The 20,211-nt window shown below is 41.9% G+C and carries 15 protein-coding genes and 1 pseudogene; 13 read left to right on the top strand and 3 right to left on the bottom strand.

Annotated elements, in window-relative coordinates; translation table 11 throughout:
* Nucleotides 1–534 precede the first annotated feature (534 nt).
* The 9 genes from KQP79_RS09850 (at nucleotide 535) to KQP79_RS09810 (ending at nucleotide 12,647) form a co-directional block, all read left to right on the top strand.
* Nucleotides 535–1,125 (top strand): V-type ATP synthase subunit E family protein, encoded by a 591-nt coding sequence (locus KQP79_RS09850; RefSeq protein WP_004297635.1) that lies wholly within the window; start codon nucleotides 535–537, stop codon nucleotides 1,123–1,125.
* A gap of 11 nt (nucleotides 1,126–1,136) precedes the next feature.
* Nucleotides 1,137–1,979, top strand: a complete 843-nt coding sequence (locus tag KQP79_RS09845; protein WP_004297637.1) for a DUF2764 domain-containing protein — start codon at nucleotides 1,137–1,139, stop codon at nucleotides 1,977–1,979.
* Between the two features lie 17 nt (nucleotides 1,980–1,996).
* Nucleotides 1,997–3,757 carry a V-type ATP synthase subunit A gene (locus KQP79_RS09840; protein WP_004303858.1) on the top strand — a complete coding sequence of 587 codons (1,761 nt, stop codon included), beginning with the start codon at nucleotides 1,997–1,999 and terminating at the stop codon, nucleotides 3,755–3,757.
* 29 nt (nucleotides 3,758–3,786) lie between these two features.
* Nucleotides 3,787–5,115 carry a V-type ATP synthase subunit B gene (locus KQP79_RS09835; protein WP_004297639.1) on the top strand — a complete coding sequence of 443 codons (1,329 nt, stop codon included), beginning with the start codon at nucleotides 3,787–3,789 and terminating at the stop codon, nucleotides 5,113–5,115.
* A gap of 107 nt (nucleotides 5,116–5,222) precedes the next feature.
* The gene (locus KQP79_RS09830; RefSeq protein ID WP_004297640.1) at nucleotides 5,223–5,828 is read left to right on the top strand and encodes a V-type ATP synthase subunit D; all 606 of its coding nucleotides are present in this window, start codon (nucleotides 5,223–5,225) and stop codon (nucleotides 5,826–5,828) included.
* The gene (locus KQP79_RS09825) at nucleotides 5,825–7,642 is read left to right on the top strand and encodes a V-type ATP synthase subunit I (RefSeq protein WP_004308093.1); all 1,818 of its coding nucleotides are present in this window, start codon (nucleotides 5,825–5,827) and stop codon (nucleotides 7,640–7,642) included. The genes KQP79_RS09830 and KQP79_RS09825 overlap by 4 nt, the downstream gene beginning before the upstream one ends.
* 74 nt (nucleotides 7,643–7,716) lie before the next feature.
* The gene (locus KQP79_RS09820) at nucleotides 7,717–8,181 is read left to right on the top strand and encodes a V-type ATP synthase subunit K (RefSeq protein ID WP_004297644.1); all 465 of its coding nucleotides are present in this window, start codon (nucleotides 7,717–7,719) and stop codon (nucleotides 8,179–8,181) included.
* Nucleotides 8,182–8,383: 202 nt separating this feature from the next.
* Nucleotides 8,384–10,045: a glycogen/starch synthase gene (locus KQP79_RS09815; RefSeq protein WP_004297648.1), complete on the top strand. Its 1,662-nt coding sequence runs from the start codon at nucleotides 8,384–8,386 to the stop codon at nucleotides 10,043–10,045.
* Nucleotides 10,046–10,082: 37 nt separating this feature from the next.
* Nucleotides 10,083–12,647: a glycosyltransferase family 1 protein gene (locus KQP79_RS09810; protein ID WP_004297649.1), complete on the top strand. Its 2,565-nt coding sequence runs from the start codon at nucleotides 10,083–10,085 to the stop codon at nucleotides 12,645–12,647.
* A gap of 210 nt (nucleotides 12,648–12,857) precedes the next feature.
* Here the strand turns inward: KQP79_RS09810 and KQP79_RS09805 are convergent, their stop codons facing one another.
* A complete protein-coding gene (locus tag KQP79_RS09805) occupies nucleotides 12,858–13,961 on the bottom strand; it encodes a TlpA disulfide reductase family protein (RefSeq protein ID WP_004308092.1) in 1,104 nt (367 codons plus the stop codon).
* Between the two features lie 138 nt (nucleotides 13,962–14,099).
* On the opposite strand from KQP79_RS09805, the gene potA reads away from it, so the two are divergent.
* The 4 genes and pseudogenes from potA to KQP79_RS09785 all read left to right on the top strand — a co-directional run bounded on the left by potA (nucleotide 14,100) and on the right by KQP79_RS09785 (nucleotide 18,444).
* Nucleotides 14,100–15,491 carry a polyamine ABC transporter ATP-binding protein gene (potA, locus tag KQP79_RS09800; protein WP_004297652.1) on the top strand — a complete coding sequence of 464 codons (1,392 nt, stop codon included), beginning with the start codon at nucleotides 14,100–14,102 and terminating at the stop codon, nucleotides 15,489–15,491.
* Nucleotides 15,492–15,502: 11 nt separating this feature from the next.
* Nucleotides 15,503–16,303, top strand: coding sequence for an ABC transporter permease (locus tag KQP79_RS09795; RefSeq protein ID WP_004308090.1), 801 nt, complete (start codon nucleotides 15,503–15,505; stop codon nucleotides 16,301–16,303).
* Nucleotides 16,297–17,091 (top strand): ABC transporter permease, encoded by a 795-nt coding sequence (locus KQP79_RS09790; protein WP_004297655.1) that lies wholly within the window; start codon nucleotides 16,297–16,299, stop codon nucleotides 17,089–17,091. The genes KQP79_RS09795 and KQP79_RS09790 overlap by 7 nt, the downstream gene beginning before the upstream one ends.
* 32 nt (nucleotides 17,092–17,123) lie before the next feature.
* Nucleotides 17,124–18,444, top strand: a pseudogene (locus KQP79_RS09785) (ABC transporter substrate-binding protein).
* Nucleotides 18,445–18,565: 121 nt separating this feature from the next.
* Here the strand turns inward: KQP79_RS09785 and KQP79_RS09780 are convergent.
* Entirely contained in the window at nucleotides 18,566–19,258 is a 693-nt protein-coding gene (locus KQP79_RS09780) for a DNA alkylation repair protein (RefSeq protein ID WP_022199559.1), read from the bottom strand.
* A gap of 124 nt (nucleotides 19,259–19,382) precedes the next feature.
* Nucleotides 19,383–20,042, bottom strand: coding sequence for a DUF4840 domain-containing protein (locus KQP79_RS09775; protein ID WP_004300189.1), 660 nt, complete (start codon nucleotides 20,040–20,042; stop codon nucleotides 19,383–19,385).
* Nucleotides 20,043–20,211: the final 169 nt, after the last annotated feature.

Here is a 20,211-nt window from a genome sequence, read left to right as displayed (position 1 = left end):
TCTTCCCATTCCGAACAGAGAAGTTAAGCCTCGTCACGCCGATGGTACTGCGTAACAGTGGGAGAGTAGGTAGCCGCCGTTTTTAAGAAGCCCCTTGATTCATTTTGAGTCAAGGGGCTTCTGTCATTTGGTACTTTGCGAAAATTATCAATCTTCAGTCTTCCGGTAAGTCATTGTCGAATAGATCTCCCCGAAGTTTTAGTTTTCTATGAATTTGGTGAAATACCGATAGCTTTTGTTATTTAATCTTGTATTAGTATCCTGTTTGTCGTTTTAAGTATATACATATTTCCAAATGTCTTTTAGATTCCTTATATTTGTTTACCGGCTTGAAAGATTCGGTAAATGTGTCATTTAGTAATAAAAAAGGGGAAAAAGCGGAATAAAATAGGTGTAGGACTGTGATTTTTTTGCAAACAAATCTTTTTCTTTTCTTCTTTCTCTTTTTTATCAAATTGATTTTTGTAAATTTGGCGAGAATCTGACAAAGGACACATAGTTAATATAGTAATAATACTAAATACTCCTGTTAATATGGAAAACAAAATTCAAGAGTTGACCGATAAGATTTATCGTGAAGGCGTGGAAAAAGGAAACGAGGAAGCGCAGAGACTTATCGCGAATGCTCAGGAAGAAGCTAAGAAAATCATTGAGGATGCCCGAAAAGAGGCAGAATCAATTGTAAACTCCTCTCGTAAATCTGCTGATGAGTTAGCAGAAAATACTAAATCAGAGTTAAAACTATTCGCCGGTCAGGCTGTGAATGCGCTCAAATCAGAAATCGCTACAATGGTAACTGATAAGTTGATAACCGCTTCCGTGAAAGATTTCGCTCAGGATAAAGATTACCTGAATGCGTTTATCGTAGCATTGGCATCCAAATGGAGCATAGATGAACCTATCGTCATCTCAACAGCCGATGCGGAATCACTGAAAAAGTATTTTGCAGCTCATGCAAAAGCTTTATTAGACAAGGGGGTGACCATTCAGCAAGTAAATGGTATCAAAACTCTGTTCACTGTTTCTCCGGCGGACGGTTCGTATAAGGTGAACTTCGGAGAAGAAGAATTCATGAATTACTTCAAAGCGTTCTTGCGTCCTCAATTAGTAGAAATGCTATTTTAAAAGAAGCGACTATGAGTAGTAAGTACTATTACTTGGTAGCAGGTTTGCCGGAACTTTCGCTGGAAGACAGCAAACTGAGCTATACAGTAGCCGATTTTAAAACTGAAATCTACGATGGATTGTCTGCTTCAGACCAGAAGTTGATTGACTTGTTTTATCTGAAGTTTGATAATGCAAATGTGCTGAAACTTCTCAAAGATAAAGAAGCGGAAATCGACAAACGGGGAAACTACTCTGCTGACGAACTCTCTGAATATATTTCTATTCTGAGAGAAGGCGGAGAAATCAGTCCTAAAGAATTTCCGGTCTATCTATCCACTTTTATTACTGATTATCTGAATACTCCGGCTGAAAGTACGGTTTTACACGAGGATCATCTGGCTGCTCTATATTATGAGTATGCGATGAACTGTGGGAATAAGTTCGTTTCTGCCTGGTTTGAATTCAACCTGAACATCAATAATATTCTTGTTGCATTTACTAGCCGTAAATTCAAATGGGATATTGCTTCCAACGTTGTGGGAAATACGGAAGTATGCGAAGCATTGCGTACATCGAGTGCCCGCGATTTCGGATTGTCCGGTGAGGTGGATGTGTTTGAATCATTAGTGAAAATCAGTGAGATTACAGAACTGGTGGAGCGTGAGAAGAAGTTGGATGCTTTGCGGTGGAATTGGATGGAGGATGCTATTTTCTTCGACTATTTCACTATCGAACGTATTTTCGCTTTCCTGCTGAAGCTGGAAATGATTGAACGGTGGATTTCACTGGATAAGGAAAGAGGTAATCAGTTGTTCAGAAGCATTATCGAATCGCTGAAGAACGAAGTGCAGATTCCTGCAGAATTCAGATAATAAAATAAAAAAAATATATGGCAACAAAAGGAACTGTTAGTGGCGTTATTGCCAACATGGTGACCCTCGTCGTTGACGGACCGGTAGCTCAGAATGAGATTTGTTATATCTCGACCGGTGGTGATAAGTTGATGGCGGAGGTGATTAAGGTTGTAGGTTCACATGTATATGTCCAGGTGTTTGAAAGCACACGTGGACTGAAAGTGGGCGCCGAAGCCGAATTTACAGGACACATGCTTGAGGTGACATTAGGCCCGGGTATGCTATCGAAAAACTATGATGGTCTGCAAAATGACCTCGACAAGATGGATGGAGTTTTCCTGAAAAGAGGACAATATACATATCCGTTGGATAAAGAACGTGTATGGCACTTCGTACCCTTAGCGAATGTAGGTGACAAAGTGCAGGCTTCTGCATGGTTGGGACAGGTGGATGAAAACTTCCAGCCGCTGAAAATTATGGCCCCGTTCACTATGAAAGGAACGGCTACCGTAAAAACAATCATGCCGGAAGGTGATTATAAGATAGAAGATACAATTGCCATCCTGACAGACGAAGAAGGAAATGATATTCCTGTGACTATGATTCAGAGATGGCCCGTGAAACGTGCGATGACGAATTATAAGGAGAAACCGCGTCCTTTCAAATTATTGGAGACTGGTGTACGTGTGATTGATACGCTGAATCCGATTGTGGAAGGTGGTACAGGATTTATCCCCGGTCCGTTCGGTACTGGTAAAACAGTGCTTCAGCACGCTATCTCTAAACAGGCGGAAGCGGATATCGTTATCATTGCGGCTTGTGGTGAACGTGCCAATGAGGTGGTGGAAATCTTTACCGAGTTCCCCGAACTGGTAGACCCGCATACGGGACGTAAGTTGATGGAACGTACTATCATCATTGCGAATACTTCCAACATGCCGGTAGCTGCCCGCGAAGCATCTGTATATACAGCAATGACACTGGCGGAATATTACCGTTCCATGGGATTGAAAGTCTTGTTGATGGCAGATTCTACTTCCCGTTGGGCACAGGCTTTGCGTGAGATGTCCAACCGTATGGAAGAATTGCCTGGGCCGGATGCTTTCCCGATGGATATTTCGGCTATTATCTCCAACTTCTACGGTCGTGCGGGATATGTAAAACTAAGTAATGACGAAACGGGTTCTATTACGTTTATCGGTACGGTATCTCCTGCGGGTGGTAACTTGAAGGAGCCGGTGACTGAAAATACGAAGAAAGTAGCCCGTTGTTTTTATGCTTTGGAACAGGATCGTGCGGATAAGAAACGTTATCCGGCAGTGAATCCGATTGATTCTTATTCAAAATATATCGAATACCCGGAATTTGAGGAGTATATCAAAGGTCATATCAACGATGAATGGATTGGAAAGGTAAACGAACTGAAAACCCGTTTACAGCGCGGTAAGGAAATTGCCGAACAGATCAATATCCTCGGTGATGATGGTGTACCGGTAGAATATCATGTGATTTTCTGGAAATCAGAATTGATTGACTTTGTTATTCTGCAACAGGATGCTTTTGATGAAATTGATGCGGTAACTCCGATGGAACGTCAGGAAGATATTCTGAACATGATAATCGACATCTGTCATACGGAATTTGACTTTGATAACTTCAACGAAGTAATGGATTACTTCAAGAAGATGATTAATGTCTGTAAGCAGATGAACTACTCGAAGTTCAAATCGGAACAGTATGAAGGATTCCAGAAACAACTGAAGGAATTGATTGCCGAAAGAAGTGTCAATTCATAATCTTTAATTTATAATTTTAATTATCAAAGATGGCAACAAAAGCTTTTCAAAAGATATATACCAAGATTACTCAGATTACCAAGGCTACTTGTTCGCTGAAAGCGACAGGAGTAGGGTATGACGAGCTTGCCACTGTGGACGGTAAACTGGCACAGGTGGTTAAGATTGCCGGTGACGATGTCACTTTGCAGGTATTTGAAGGTACGGAGGGTATTCCGACCAATGCCGAAGTAGTATTCCTCGGCAAATCGCCTACATTGAAAGTGAGTGAGCAGCTGGCCGGACGTTTCTTCAACGCTTTCGGTGATCCGATTGATGGAGGTCCGGACATTGAAGGACAGGAAGTGGAAATTGGCGGTCCGTCTGTGAACCCGGTTCGACGTAAACAGCCGTCGGAACTGATTGCAACGGGTATTGCCGGTATCGACTTGAACAATACACTGGTATCGGGTCAGAAGATTCCGTTCTTTGCCGACCCCGACCAGCCTTTTAATCAGGTAATGGCAAATGTAGCCTTACGTGCTGAAACGGATAAGATTATCCTCGGAGGTATGGGTATGACGAATGACGACTACCTGTACTTTAAGAATGTGTTCTCTAATGCAGGTGCGCTGGACCGTATCGTGAGTTTCATGAATACGACCGAAAATCCTCCGGTAGAACGTTTGTTGATTCCGGACATGGCATTGACTGCTGCAGAGTATTTTGCAGTAAATAATAATGAGAAAGTGCTGGTGCTATTGACGGATATGACGAGCTATGCGGATGCGTTGGCAATCGTATCTAACCGTATGGACCAGATTCCTTCGAAAGACTCTATGCCGGGATCGCTTTATTCGGATTTGGCAAAGATTTACGAAAAGGCGGTGCAGTTCCCTTCCGGTGGTTCAATCACTATTATTGCGGTGACTACTTTGTCTGGTGGAGATATTACGCATGCTGTACCTGATAATACGGGTTACATCACTGAAGGTCAGTTGTTCCTGCGTCGTGATAGTGATATCGGTAAGGTAATTGTTGACCCGTTCCGTTCATTGTCCCGTTTGAAACAGCTGGTAACCGGTAAGAAGACACGTAAGGACCATCCGCAAGTGATGAATGCCGCTGTACGTCTGTATGCCGATGCCGCTAACGCTAAGACGAAGATGGAAAATGGTTTCGACCTGACCAACTACGACGAACGTACGTTGGCTTTTGCGAAGGACTATTCCAATCAGTTGTTGGCTATTGATGTCAATCTTGATACTACTGAAATGCTGGACGTTGCCTGGGGCTTGTTCGGTAAATATTTCCGTCCGGAAGAAGTGAATATCAAGAAAGACTTGGTGGATCAATACTGGCCGAAACAAAATAATTAGACAATTAGACGATTTGCTATTAGGATGATAGTGGACGGATTATATATGTTTATAAGAAGTAATTTCAATCGTCTGGTCGTAAATTGTTAAATTAGTAAATCAACGAGATGGCTATAAAGTTTCAATATAACAAAACCTCTCTTCAGCAGCTCGAAAAGCAACTGAAAGTGCGGGTGCGTACGCTTCCTATCATTAAGAATAAGGAAAGCGCCCTCCGCATGGAAGTGAAACGCTGTAAAACGGAAGCTGCCGATCTGGAGGATAGGCTCGAACAACAAATTCAAGCCTATGAAGCCATGTTCGCCCTTTGGAATGAGTTTGACGCTTCATTAATAAAGGTGAATGATGTTCATCTTGGCGTGAAAAAGATTGCGGGTGTGCGCGTACCGTTGCTCGAGAATGTAGAATTCGAGATACGTCCGTACAGTATGTTTAATGCTCCCAAATGGTATGCCGACGGTATCCATCTATTGGAAGAGCTGGCTCATACGGCAATTGAACGTGAATTTATGCTCGCCAAGCTGAACTTGTTAGAACATGCAAGGAAAAAGACCACTCAAAAGGTGAACCTTTTTGAGAAGGTGCAGATACCGGGTTATCAGGATGCATTACGAAAGATCAAACGATTCATGGAAGATGAAGAAAACTTGTCGAAATCTTCGCAAAAGATCATGAAGTCCCATCAAGAAAAAAGGAAGGAGGTAGAGGCATGATTACAAAAATGAAGAAACTCACATTCCTGGTTTATCACAAAGAGTATGAAGAATTCCTGAACAGTCTGCGTGAACTTGGGGTAGTCCATATTGTGGAGAAACAACAGGGGGCTGCTGATAACACGGAGTTGCAGGAGAATATTCGTCTTTCCAATCGCTTGGCGGCTACCTTGAAGTTGCTTCAGAATCAGAAGCATGAAAAGAATGCTGTAATTGCTACGGAAGGTGGAACGGCTGCCCGTGGTATACAAGTGCTGGACGAAGTGGATGCCCTGCAAACAGAGCATGGAAAGCTGTCGCAGCAGTTGCAAAGCTATGCCAAAGAGAAAGAAGCGCTGGAAGCCTGGGGTAACTTTGAACCGGATAATGTTCAGAAGCTGAAAAATGCCGGTTATGTAATCGGTTTTTATAGCTGTTCGGAAGGAAATTACAAGGAAGAGTGGGAAACGGAATACAATGCAATGATTGTGAACCGTATCTCTTCTAAAGTATTCTTCGTGACTCTGACGAAAGGCGGGCAGGAAGTGGATTTGGATGTAGAACAGGCGAAATTACCTGCATACTCTTTGGCACACCTTGAAACGCTTTACAATACGACCGAACAGGCCGTTGAAGAGAATGAAAAGAAGCTGGTTACGTTTTCCGAAACAGAAATTCCTTCCTTGAAGGCTGCTCTGAAAGAGTTGCAAAGCCAGATTGAGTTCTCTAAGGTGGTGTTAAGTTCCGAACAGACTGCCGGTGACAAACTGATGTTAATTGAAGGATGGGCACCTGCATTCAGTCAAGTGGAAATAGAGGCTTACTTGAATGACGCACATGTATATTATGAGATTACCGATCCGATGCCGGGCGATAATGTTCCTATTCGATTGAATAATAAGGGATTCTTTGCCTGGTTCGAACCGATCTGTAAGTTGTATATGCTTCCGAAGTATAATGAATTGGACTTGACTCCGTTCTTTGCCCCGTTCTTTATGGTCTTTTTCGGACTTTGTCTGGGAGATTCCGGATATGGGGTGTTCCTGTTTCTGGGAGCTACGGCCTATCGGTTGATGGCGAAGAAAGTGACTCCGTCAATGAAGTCGATCATTTCATTGATACAGGTATTGGCTGCTTCAACATTCTTCTGCGGTTTGCTGACAGGTACGTTCTTCGGAGCGAATATCTACGATTTGAACTGGCCGATTGTTCAACGTCTGAAACATGCCGTCTTGATGGATAACAATGATATGTTCCAATTATCGTTGATATTGGGAGCTATTCAGATACTATTCGGTATGGTGTTGAAGGCGGTGAATCAGACTATTCAGTTTGGTTTCAAATATGCAGTGGCAACTATCGGATGGATCATCCTGCTGGTTTCCATGGCAGTTTCGGCTTTGTTGCCGGAGGTAATGCCGATGGGAAGTACAGTGCATTTGGTTATTCTGGGTGTTTCGGCTGCTATGATCTTCCTTTATAACAGTCCGGGAAAGAATGTTTTCCTGAATATCGGACTGGGATTATGGGATTCATATAATATGGTCACCGGTTTGCTTGGCGATGTATTGTCTTACGTTCGTCTGTTTGCCCTCGGACTTTCCGGAGGTATTTTGGCGGGAGTATTCAACAGCCTGGCAGTAGGTATGAGTCCGGATAATGTAATAGCAGGCCCGATTGTTATGGTACTGATTTTCGTTATCGGTCATGCCATCAATATCTTTATGAATGTGCTGGGTGCAATGGTTCACCCGATGCGTCTGACGTTCGTTGAGTTCTTTAAGAACTCCGGATATGAAGGAGGCGGTAAAGAGTACAAACCGTTCAGAAATTGAAAATTTGAAGATTAAGAATTAGAAATTGAGAATTAATATTTTAAGAATTAAACAATAAAAAATAGAATAAGATTATGGAAATGAATTTGTTTATCGCCTACATTGGCATCGCGATTATGGTTGGTTTGTCGGGCATCGGTAGTGCTTACGGAGTAACTATTGCAGGTAATGCTGCTATCGGAGCATTGAAGAAGAATGATAGTGCATTCGGTAACTTCCTGGTATTGACAGCTCTTCCGGGTACACAGGGTCTTTATGGTTTTGCAGGTTATTTCATGTTTCAGACAATCTTCGGTATTTTGACTCCTGAAATTACACCTATCCAGGCATCAGCAGTGCTTGGTGCAGGTATTGCTCTGGGATTGGTTGCTTTATTCTCCGCTATCCGTCAGGGACAAGTTTGTGCAAACGGTATCGCAGCAATCGGACAGGGACACAATGTATTTAGCAATACGTTGATTCTTGCCGTATTCCCCGAACTCTATGCAATCGTTGCTTTGGCTGCAACCTTCTTGATTGGTAGCGCACTCGTTGCATAATTTTTAGCAAGAATATTTCCTATAAAGGACTTTCAATCCCCTTGTACATGCTGCTTTGCATGTGCAAGGGGATATTCTTTTTTCATTGTTAGACAACGTTTCTTTCCTCTTCTTAACTCATATTTTTTGTATAAAGTATTATTTTTCAAAGAATAATGTGTACTTTTGCACTCGCATACTAAAAAGAGTTTTAATATATTATATGGTAAAAGATTTATTAACCCCCGATTATATCTTCGAGTCCAGCTGGGAAGTATGTAATAAAGTGGGAGGGATATATACCGTCTTGTCGACACGGGCAAATACATTACAGGAAAAATTCCGCGACAGAATTTTCTTCATAGGTCCTGATGTGTGGCAAGGAAAGGAGAACCCTCTATTCATCGAGTCGGATAACCTATGTGCTGCCTGGAAAGAGCATGCGCTTGAGAAAGACGAACTTTCTGTCCGTGTGGGACGATGGAATATCCCCGGTGAACCCATAGTCATTCTTGTTGATTTCCAACCTTTTTTTGAAAAGAAAGACGATATATACACAGAAATGTGGAATCGTTATCAAGTAGATTCGTTGCACGCCTATGGCGATTACGACGAGGCTTCTATGTTTTCCTATGCCGCAGGAAGAGTGGTGGAGAGTTTCTATCGCTACAACCTGACGGAAACGGATAAGGTGGTATATCAGGCACATGAATGGATGACTGGAATGGGAGCACTTTATGTACAGGAAGCTGTGCCGGAGGTTGCTACTATTTTTACGACCCATGCTACGTCTATCGGTCGTTCCATTGCCGGCAATAATAAGCCGTTGTATGACTATCTGTTTGCTTATAATGGCGACCAGATGGCACAGGAACTGAACATGCAATCGAAACACTCGATTGAGAAACAGACTGCACATTATGTAGACTGTTTTACTACGGTGAGTGAAATAACCAATAATGAATGCAAGGAATTACTGGATAAACCGGCAGATGTTGTTCTGATGAACGGTTTTGAAGATGATTTTGTGCCGAAAGGAAGCACGTTTACCGGCAAGCGTAAGCGCGCACGTACCTTGATGCTTAGTGTTGCCAATAAATTATTGGGAACAAATCTGGGTGATGATACGTTAATTGTCGGAACCAGTGGGCGATATGAGTTTAAGAATAAAGGTATTGATGTTTTTTTGGAATCATTAAACCGCTTGAACAGGGATAAGAAACTACATAAGAATGTGTTGGCATTCATCAATGTACCCGGTTGGGTGGGAGAGCCTCGCGAGGATTTGCAGGCACGTTTGAAGAGCAAAGATAAGTTCGACACTCCCCTCGAAGTACCGTTTATCACTCATTGGCTGCATAATATGACTCATGACCAGGTGTTGGACATGTTGAAATATCTGGGAATGGGCAATCGTCCGGAAGATAAGGTAAAGGTGATTTTTGTTCCTTGTTATCTGGATGGTCGTGATGGTATCATGAATAAAGAATATTATGATATATTGCTGGGGCAGGATTTGAGTGTCTATGCTTCTTATTACGAACCGTGGGGATATACTCCGCTGGAAAGTGTAGCTTTCCATGTGCCGACAATCACTACGGATCTGGCAGGATTCGGACTTTGGGTAAACAGCCTGAAGAACCAGCATGGCATTAATGATGGAGTGGAAGTGCTGCATCGTTCGGACTATAATTATTCGGAAGTGGCGGATGGTATCAAAGATACGATTACGTTGTTTGCGGATAAGACTGATAAAGAGGTGAAGGAAATCCGTAAGCGTGCTGCTGAAGTTGCAGAGCAGGCTTTATGGAAGCACTTTATACAATATTATTATGAAGCTTATGATATCGCTTTGCGTAAGGCAAGGATACGTCAGTTGAGTTAAGAAAGAAATTATTTATCAATAAGTAAACGAAAACATTATGAAAATCAAAGTTAGTAATGTGAATACTCCCAACTGGAAAGAGGTTACTGTGAAATCACGTATACCGGAAGAGTTGGAGAAGTTGTCTGAAATCGCACGCAACATTTGGTGGGCATGGAATTTTGAAGCGACTGAACTGTTTAGAGATCTAGATCCGGAACTTTGGAAAGAATGTGGACAGAATCCAGTACTGTTGTTGGAACGTATGAGCTATGAGAAGCTGGAAGCGCTGGCAAAAGACAAGGTGATTCTAAGAAGAATGAATGAAGTTTATACGAAATTCAGAGATTACATGGATGTGAAGCCGGATGAGCAACGCCCATCTATAGCTTATTTCAGCATGGAATATGGCTTGAGCAGCGTCCTGAAAATATATTCCGGTGGTCTGGGCGTATTGGCTGGTGACTATCTGAAAGAGGCTTCCGACAGCAATGTTGATTTGTGTGCGGTAGGTTTCTTGTATCGTTACGGCTACTTTACTCAAACGTTGTCTATGGATGGACAGCAGATTGCCAACTACGAGGCACAGAACTTCGGTCAACTTCCTATTGAACGCGTAATGGATGCCAATGGTCAGCCGTTGATAGTTGACGTTCCTTATCTTGATTATTTTGTTCATGCAAACGTATGGCGTGTGAATGTTGGACGTATTTCTTTGTATCTGCTTGATACGGATAATGAAATGAACAGCGAATTCGACCGTCCTATCACTCACCAGCTTTATGGTGGTGACTGGGAAAACCGTTTGAAACAGGAAATCTTGTTGGGTATCGGTGGTATCCTGACTCTGAAAGCTCTGGGTATCAAGAAAGATGTTTATCACTGTAATGAAGGACATGCTGCATTGATTAATGTTCAGCGTATCTGCGACTATGTAGCTACTGGATTGACTTTCGACCAGGCTATTGAGTTGGTTCGCGCTTCTTCTCTTTATACTGTTCATACTCCGGTGCCTGCAGGTCACGACTATTTTGACGAAGGTTTGTTCGGCAAATATATGGGTGGTTATCCTTCCAGAATGGGTATCTCATGGGATGACTTGATGGATCTAGGACGTAACAATCCGGGCGACAAGGGCGAACGTTTCTGTATGTCTGTTTTTGCTTGTAACACTTCACAGGAAGTGAACGGTGTAAGCTGGCTGCACGGAAAAGTTTCTCAAGAAATGTTCTCTTCTATCTGGAAAGGTTATTTCCCGGAAGAAAGCCACGTAGGATATGTAACGAATGGTGTTCACTTCCCAACTTGGAGTGCAACAGAATGGAAAGAATTATACTTTAAATATTTCAACGAAAACTTCTGGTTCGATCAGTCTAATCCTAAGATTTGGGAAGCTATCTACAATGTGCCCGATGAAGAGATTTGGAAGACTCGTATGACTATGAAGAATAAGTTGGTTGACTATATCCGTAAGTCATTCCGCGATACATGGTTGAAGAACCAGGGAGATCCTTCTCGTATCGTTTCACTGATGGATAAGATCAATCCGAACGCATTGCTGATTGGTTTCGGCCGTCGTTTTGCTACTTACAAACGTGCACACTTGCTGTTCACCGACTTGGATCGTCTTTCTAAGATCGTGAACAATCCTGATTATCCGGTACAATTCCTGTTTACAGGTAAAGCTCACCCGCACGATGGAGCAGGCCAGGGCTTGATTAAGCGTATCATTGAAATCTCTCGTCGTCCGGAATTCCTGGGTAAGATTATCTTCCTCGAGAATTACGATATGCAACTGGCTCGTCGTCTGGTTTCCGGCGTTGATATCTGGTTGAATACTCCGACTCGTCCGTTGGAAGCATCCGGTACATCTGGTGAAAAAGCTTTGATGAACGGTGTTGTCAATTTCTCCGTATTAGACGGATGGTGGCTGGAAGGTTACCGTGAAGGTGCAGGTTGGGCGTTGACTGAAAAACGTACTTACCAGAATCAGGAACATCAGGATCAGCTGGATGCTGCTACTATTTACAGTATTCTTGAAACTGAAATCCTTCCGTTGTATTATGCACGTAATAAGAAGGGATATTCTGAAGGCTGGATCAAAGTGGTGAAGAATTCTATCGCACAGATTGCTCCTCATTATACCATGAAGCGTCAGTTGGATGATTACTATAGCAAGTTCTATTGCAAACTGGCAAAACGTTTCCAGACTTTGGCTGCTAACGATAATGCAAAAGCAAAAGAAATCGCAGCTTGGAAAGAAGATGTGGTTGCTAAATGGGATTCTATTGAAATCGTATCTTGTGACAAGGTAGAAGAGCTGAAGAATGGTGATATCGAAAGCGGAAAAGAATATACTATTACTTACGTTATCGATGAAAAAGGCTTGAATGATGCAGTGGGACTTGAATTGGTTACTACTTACACAACTGCAGACGGAAAACAACATGTTTATTCTGTAGAACCGTTCAGTGTAGTCAAGAAAGAAGGCGACTTGTATACATTCCAGGTTAAACACAGCTTGTCAAATGCAGGTAGTTTCAAGGTGTCTTACCGTATGTTCCCGAAGAATCCGGAACTTCCACACCGTCAGGACTTCTGCTACGTACGTTGGTTTATCTAATTGCTTGAGTAAAAGTAGGGGAGTATATTTCCCTCACTTTCATACATACATTCAGCCCCTGTATTCTTTGAGAATGACAGGGGCTGAATTTTTTATCTGTTTGGAGAGTGAGGCGTAAAGTCTCGCAAATAAAAAAGACTGTCTCATTTTCTATTTGAGACAGTCTTGTATAAATTTCAAGGCCTTTGGAAAAGCCTTTCTTTGGATTTGTTATTTTACAGCTTCTGCAATTTTAGCTTGAAGTTCTTCTCCGTGCAGACCGCGAGCAATAATCTTACCGCTACCGTCGATCAATACAGTGTGAGGAATGCTGTTTACAGCATAAAGCTGTGCACCTTCACTTTGCCAGAATTTCAGGTCGGACATTTGCGGCCAAGTCATGTCTAGCTTCTTGATTGCTTCTTTCCATGCAGCACCATCCTGATCGAGAGATACACCTACGATTTCGAAGTTTTTGCCTTTGTACTTAGCGTATGTTTCTACCAGGTTAGGCATTTCGCGACGGCAAGGACCGCACCAGCTAGCCCAGAAGTCAACCAATACTACTTTTCCTTTGCCTACATAATCAGACAATTTCACTGTCTTTCCTTCCGGAGTCTGCATTTCGAAATCAACAAATTGAGTACCTACAGCAGTCTTTTTCTGCTTGTCAGTCATCTCTTTGATTCTTACGATTGTTTCGTCATTCTGGAAATTAGCAGGAATTTGTTGCAACAAAGCCTCATTTTCGTCCGTAGAGTTATTGTAGAAAGTTTGTTTAAACAAGAATACTCCAACCGGGTTGGTGATATTCTTTTGTACGCCTTCTTTGATTGCTTTGTCATATTGTTCTTCCAGCTGAGCACCTTCTTTTTGTTTGGCCTCTTTCTGCTCATCACTTAAAGATGTATTACCCATTGCCTCATAAATGGCATTCATTTTTTTGCTGATGTCATTGATTTGAGCTCTGATTTCCTGGTATGCATCGTTGTTGGGAGTACCGGTAACAGCGTCATTATCCTTGGTCAGGGCAACGTTGATTTTTCCGTTTTCCAGGAAGAAGTCGATCATCAACGGTTCTCCGTTCACTTCACAAGTGACATAACGGCTAACCACAGAATCTTGTGTGCCTTCAAAGGTAAAAGTACCTTTGGTGATAACGGCTGTATCTAGTTTGGTCAGATTTCTACCATTGGCTTCCTGAAGATAAACGGTGTCACCATCGCTTGCACCTTCTACTGTACCTGTAATAGTGTATCCGGCTTTGTTTCCGCCAGTACAAGCTACCATGCTTAACGCTGCCGTTGCAATAACTAAATAAGTAAACTTTTTCATGCTTTTGTAAAATTGGTGAATAAATATTTATGCAAAGATAGATTTTTTTTCTGTCGGGCATCGAAAAACACTGTTATATTAGATTAACACGTAGGTGGAAACCGCAGAAATGTGTACCTTTGCAGCCCAAACTTTAGTATGAATATGCAAGAAGATAAATCCATCATTGAGGTGAGCCATGTATCGAAGTACTTTGGCGATAAAACAGCATTGGATGATGTGACTCTGAACGTGAAAAAGGGCGAGTTTGTGACTATCCTTGGTCCTTCCGGTTGCGGTAAAACCACGTTGTTGCGTCTCATTGCTGGTTTTCAGACAGCTTCGGAAGGCGAAATCCGAATTTCGGGGATGGAAATAACACAAACTCCTCCCCATAAGCGTCCGGTGAATACGGTATTCCAGAAATATGCCTTGTTCCCGCACTTGAATGTGTATGATAATATCGCTTTCGGCCTGAAACTGAAAAAAACACCGAAACAGACCATTGAGAAGAAGGTGAAAGCTGCTTTGAAAATGGTAGGCATGACGGATTATGAATACCGCGATGTGGATTCTCTTTCCGGTGGTCAGCAACAACGTGTAGCTATTGCCCGCGCCATCGTGAATGAGCCGGAAGTGTTGTTGTTGGATGAACCGCTGGCAGCGCTCGATCTGAAAATGCGTAAGGATATGCAAATGGAGCTCAAAGAAATGCATAAATCTTTGGGAATCACGTTTGTGTACGTCACTCACGATCAGGAGGAGGCACTTACGTTAAGTGACACGATTGTCGTGATGAGTGAAGGAAAGATTCAGCAGATCGGTACGCCGATTGATATTTATAATGAACCTATCAATGCTTTTGTTGCGGACTTTATCGGAGAAAGCAATATCCTCAACGGTACCATGATTCATGATAAACTCGTACGTTTTTGCGGTACGGAGTTTGAATGTGTGGATGAAGGATTTGGCGAGAATGTTCCGGTGGACGTAGTCATTCGTCCGGAGGATCTTTATATTTTCCCCGTTTCGGAAATGGCACAGTTAGTAGGAGTGGTAGAGACTTCTATTTTTAAAGGAGTGCATTATGAAATGACGGTGTTGTGCGGCGGATATGAATTCTTGGTGCAGGATTACCATCATTTTGAAGTAGGGGCTGAAGTCGGTCTGTTGGTGAAGCCTTTCGATATTCATATTATGAAGAAAGAGCGTGTTTGCAATACATTCGAAGGAAAATTGCTGGATGCTACTCATGTGGAATTCCTGGGCTGTAACTTTGAATGTGTTCCGGTGGAAGGAATCGCTTTCGATACGAATGTCAAAGTGGAAGTAGACTTTGAAAAAGTGATTCTTCAGGATAATGAAGAAGACGGAACGCTGACGGGCGAGGTGAAATTCATCCTTTACAAGGGTGACCATTATCATCTGACTGTATTGTCAGATTGGGACGAGAATGTATTTGTAGATACGAACGATGTATGGGATGACGGTGACCGTGTAGGTATTACCATCCCTCCAGATGCTATTCGTATAGTTAAAATAACCGATTAACAGGAAAGGAAGTGAATAAGAGGTTTATAGTCTTTTTGTCATCACGTAAGAGTTGGACTCTCCCTTACATTATTTTTTCGGCGATCTTTGTGATTATACCGTTGTTCTTAATTGTCGTATATGCCTTTACCGATGATAGCGGCCATTTGACACTCGCCAATTTTCAGAAGTTCTTCGAACATCCCGAAGCAATCAATACCTTTGTCTATTCGATTGGTATTGCCATTATTACCACCCTTGTTTGTATTTTATTGGGTTATCCTGCTGCCTGGATATTGAGTAACAGCAAGCTGAACCGTTCCAAGACGATGGTCGTACTGTTTATTTTGCCGATGTGGGTAAATATTCTGGTGCGTACCCTTGCCACTGTTGCCTTATTCGACTTTTTCAGTGTGCCGTTGGGCGAGGGAGCGTTGATATTCGGTATGGTATACAACTTTATCCCTTTCATGATTTATCCTATCTACAATACTTTGCAGAAGATGGATCATAGCTATATCGAGGCGGCGCAAGACTTGGGAGCCAATCCTGTGCAAGTCTTTCTGAAAGCAGTCCTTCCGCTTTCCATGCCGGGGGTGATGAGTGGTATCATGATGGTGTTCATGCCGACTATATCGACATTTGCCATTGCCGAGTTGCTGACGATGAATAACATCAAACTCTTTGGTACGACGATTCAGGAAAATATCAATAACAGTATGTGGAACTATGGAGCGGCACTTTCGCTCATTATGTTGCTATTGATAGCTGCTACTTCCCTGTTCAGCACCGATGATAAGGAAAACTCAAATGAAGGAGGCGGGCTATGGTAAAGAAGATATTTGCACAGACTTATTTGTGGATATTGCTGCTCTTGCTTTATTCTCCGATCGTGATTATTGTGATCTACTCATTTACAGAGGCGAAAGTGTTGGGTAACTGGACGGGATTTTCTACCAAACTTTATTCTTCGTTATTCACTACCGGTGCTCATCATTCTTTGATGAATGCATTGATTAATACGATCACTATCGCTCTACTGGCTGCAACAGCATCTACGTTATTAGGAAGCATCGCTGCTATCGGTATATTCAATCTGAAAGCCCGTTCACGCAAAGCGATCGGATTTGTGAACAGCATTCCTATTCTGAATGGTGATATTATCACCGGTATATCCTTGTTCCTTTTGTTTGTATCTCTGGGGATCACACAAGGCTACACAACCGTAGTGCTTGCTCATATTACTTTTTGTACCCCGTACGTTGTTTTAAGTGTATTGCCCCGTTTGAAGCAGATGAATCCGAATATTTATGAAGCTGCCCTCGATTTAGGAGCTACTCCTATGCAGGCCTTGTGGAAAGTCATAATTCCGGAGATTCGTCCGGGAATGATTAGCGGCTTTATGCTTGCACTGACACTATCCATTGATGATTTTGCCGTAACTGTATTCACTATCGGTAATCAAGGTTTGGAAACGCTTTCTACTTATATCTACGCCGATGCCCGCAAGGGAGGTTTGACCCCGGAACTTCGCCCGCTTTCGGCTATCATTTTTGTCGTGGTACTGGCGTTATTGGTTGTAATCAATTACCGGGCAGGAAAAACGAAGAAAAAAGATTAATAGACTATCAAATGTGCTACTACGTAAATAATATGAAAAGAATAATTCCTGCTATCCTGCTCTTATTGGCTTTGACCGGGTGTTATAATTCCGGTGAACCTCGTGAGCGGGTTCTTAAAATCTACAACTGGGCGGATTACATCGGCGAAGGTGTGCTTGAGGATTTCCAGGCATATTATAAAGAACAGACCGGTGAGAATATCCGTATCGTTTACCAGACATTCGATATCAACGAAATCATGTTGACGAAAATTGAAAAGGGGCATGAAGATTTTGATGTTGTTTGTCCTTCGGAATACATCATCGAGCGTATGCTGAAGAAGCATTTGTTGCTACCTATCGACACGAATTTCGCACATTCTCCCAATTACATGAATAATGTGGCTCCATTTATTCGTAAGCAGATTAATAAATTGAGTCAGCCGGGTGAAAAAGCCAGCCGCTATGCTGTATGTTATATGTGGGGGACGGCAGGTATTCTGTATAACCGGGCTTATGTGCCCGATTCGGTAGCCCTGTCCTGGGATTGCCTTTGGAATAAAAAGTATGCCGGAAAGATCCTGATGAAGGATAGTTATCGTGATGCTTATGGAACAGCCGTGATTTATGCGCATGCAAAGGAACTGAAGGAGGGAACGGTAACAGTGGAAGAGTTGATGAACGACTATTCTCCACGTGCGATGGAGTTGGCTGAAAAATACTTAAAAGCCTTGAAACCGAACATTGCTGGCTGGGAAGCGGACTTTGGCAAGGAAATGATGACGAAAAATAAAGCTTGGCTGAATATGACTTGGAGCGGTGATGCAATCTGGGCGATTGAAGAGGCCAATGCGGTAGGAGTGGATTTGGATTATGAAGTTCCCGAAGAAGGAAGTAATATTTGGTATGATGGTTGGGTGATCCCGAAATATGCCAGGAATCCGGAAGCGGCCAGTTATTTTATCAACTTTATGTGTCGTCCGGATATAGCCTTGCGGAATATGGATTTCTGCGGATATGTAAGTTCCATAGCTACTCCCGAAATACTGGAAGAGAAGATAGACACCACTCTTCATTATTATTCCGATTTAAGTTACTTTTTCGGACCGGGTGCAGATTGATAAAATACAATATCCGGATCGTAAGGTGGTGGAACGATGTGCCATGATTCGTGATTTTGGCGATAAGACAAAAGAAGTTCTTGATATTTGGTCGCGTATTAAAGGAGATAATTTGGGAGTGGGTATCACTATTCTTATTTTCGTCGTTGTTGCATTGATGAGTGGTTGGATGATTTATAAGAAGTGGCAGCGTTATAATCGTCAGAAACAACAAAGACGTAGAAGCAGAAGGAAAAAGGTCAGGAGGAATTAGTGTTTCTCCGGATTGCAAACAAAAAATAAATTAGGTGGAAAATAAAAGCGGTATCTACGGTAAGAAATAAGAAGCACGGTGAACAGAATGCTGATGGCAGGATGTTCGCCGTGCTTGGTATTTATCGTCTTTTCATTTCTCGGAGAATGTCCTTGGTGTCCTTATCTACCCGGAATGACTCAATTGTTTTTTGCAGTGCCTTGTTGTAAGTCCAGTTATCCAGTGTGCTATGTTTCAGATACTCCATTGTCTTTTGGGGAAATTTGATAAAACACAATGATATCATCCATGCCATAGCCATGCGTGCATAATATGCATCATGATTGAATGAGTCGGCATATTTCAGTAACGAATCGATATGCGCGTCATCTACATAATGGAAAAGCATCACAATTCCGAAACGTATTTCAAATTCTTTAGAGGATTTCAGATAGGGTTGGATAAATTGCCATACGTTTTCTTTTCCTTTTTTCACAGAAGTTTTCAGTTCACTGCAGAATATGTCGCATACAGCCCAATTATCTATACGGGGAATGAACATCGTTACGTATTTCATTTGTTCTTCAAGTTCCATTTTTGCCAGTCCGATAATCATTCCCTGAAGCATTGTTTCTTCATAATAAATCGTATCGGTTGATTCGACAAATGTACGCCAGTCTTCTTTCTTAATAATTTCTTTGGCCATTGTCCGCAGTTGGGGGATGCGTACGCCGAGAATGTTGTTTGCTCCCGGGAGGAGGGAAGAATGAAATTCCTGATATTTGGAATCTGCTAATGTTTGTAATTCTTTCCGGATATTTTCAGTTGTAGTCATTTTCATATCGTTGGTTATTTCACAAAGGTATAAAAAAAGAGTATGCGCGCTGTGTGCAGGCATACTCTTTTTGGAGGTAATTCCCATCATAATGAAAATACGTTGGGAAAGTTTATCCGATCAGTTACTTTTTGACCATGTCGAAACTGAATGTGGTAACCGAAAAGTTTTCAAGCGGCTCTCCTTCTACTTCCACTTGGGTGGCTTTGATTACAAAGGTGAGTTTTTTATCTTTATATGTATATTGACCCTTTTCTTCCGCTTCTATAGTTACTTTTACAGTAATTTGAGGAGCTTCCTCTCCCTCTGTTTGTACTTGGGTAGGGATCGTGTATTTTATTTCCAAAGGTTCAGGTTTTAATTGAAGTAGAATGGAGCCTTTGCTATCATCATTAAAGGCTGCAGTATAAGGAATGTTGTAATTGATATCACCCAAAGTCTCAATGATAATTTCGCCTATTTCTTCACCGACAATACTTTTAATCAGATCGTCAACCGGAAGTTTTTTTATCATAATCTGATTGTCTTTTACTTCAGCGGTAACTGTGGCTCCTTGCGGCTGTTCTTCTTTGAAGGAATAGTTTTGTGGATTGACGGATGGAGCAGTTTCTGTCAGCATATTACCGGAATAATTACCTTCCACATCTTTAAGTGAATATACGGGAATATCAGAATCGTTATCACTACTACATGCTGTAAAAGTGGCTATCAGGCCTAATGACATTACTAAGAAAGCAAAACGATTAAAACAACAAGCTTTTTTTATTTCAGTTATAATTTTCATACTGTTTTAAATTAGATTATTAATTTCAAAATTAAGGTGTACGTACATAAAGTAAATGCCGGTACTTGTGAAATACTGCATAAGGAAATAAAAATAGAATATTTTTTTATATGAGTATTGCCATGAAGATCCCTGTTCATGGGATCTTCAATTATAAAATATTCTTTTT

The sequence above is a fragment of the Bacteroides sp. DH3716P genome (assembly GCF_025914115.1).
GTDB classification, from domain to species: Bacteria; Bacteroidota; Bacteroidia; order Bacteroidales; family Bacteroidaceae; genus Bacteroides; species Bacteroides ovatus.
The sequence above is the reverse complement of the archived record's forward strand: the minus strand, read 5'-3'. Positions and strand labels throughout refer to the sequence as shown.

Excerpts from the sequence above, each read along its gene's own strand:
- KQP79_RS09850 (WP_004297635.1), top strand. The coding sequence starts at position 535 with ATGGAAAACAAAATTCAAGAGTTGACCGATAAGATTTATCGTGAAGGC.
- KQP79_RS09845 (WP_004297637.1), top strand. The coding sequence starts at position 1,137 with ATGAGTAGTAAGTACTATTACTTGGTAGCAGGTTTGCCGGAACTTTCG.
- KQP79_RS09840 (WP_004303858.1), top strand. The coding sequence starts at position 1,997 with ATGGCAACAAAAGGAACTGTTAGTGGCGTTATTGCCAACATGGTGACC.
- KQP79_RS09835 (WP_004297639.1), top strand. The coding sequence starts at position 3,787 with ATGGCAACAAAAGCTTTTCAAAAGATATATACCAAGATTACTCAGATT.
- KQP79_RS09830 (WP_004297640.1), top strand. The coding sequence starts at position 5,223 with ATGGCTATAAAGTTTCAATATAACAAAACCTCTCTTCAGCAGCTCGAA.
- KQP79_RS09825 (WP_004308093.1), top strand. The coding sequence starts at position 5,825 with ATGATTACAAAAATGAAGAAACTCACATTCCTGGTTTATCACAAAGAG.
- KQP79_RS09820 (WP_004297644.1), top strand. The coding sequence starts at position 7,717 with ATGGAAATGAATTTGTTTATCGCCTACATTGGCATCGCGATTATGGTT.
- KQP79_RS09815 (WP_004297648.1), top strand. The coding sequence starts at position 8,384 with ATGGTAAAAGATTTATTAACCCCCGATTATATCTTCGAGTCCAGCTGG.
- KQP79_RS09810 (WP_004297649.1), top strand. The coding sequence starts at position 10,083 with ATGAAAATCAAAGTTAGTAATGTGAATACTCCCAACTGGAAAGAGGTT.
- KQP79_RS09805 (WP_004308092.1), bottom strand. The coding sequence starts at position 13,961 with ATGAAAAAGTTTACTTATTTAGTTATTGCAACGGCAGCGTTAAGCATG.
- potA (WP_004297652.1), top strand. The coding sequence starts at position 14,100 with ATGAATATGCAAGAAGATAAATCCATCATTGAGGTGAGCCATGTATCG.
- KQP79_RS09790 (WP_004297655.1), top strand. The coding sequence starts at position 16,297 with ATGGTAAAGAAGATATTTGCACAGACTTATTTGTGGATATTGCTGCTC.
- KQP79_RS09780 (WP_022199559.1), bottom strand. The coding sequence starts at position 19,258 with ATGACTACAACTGAAAATATCCGGAAAGAATTACAAACATTAGCAGAT.
- KQP79_RS09775 (WP_004300189.1), bottom strand. The coding sequence starts at position 20,042 with ATGAAAATTATAACTGAAATAAAAAAAGCTTGTTGTTTTAATCGTTTT.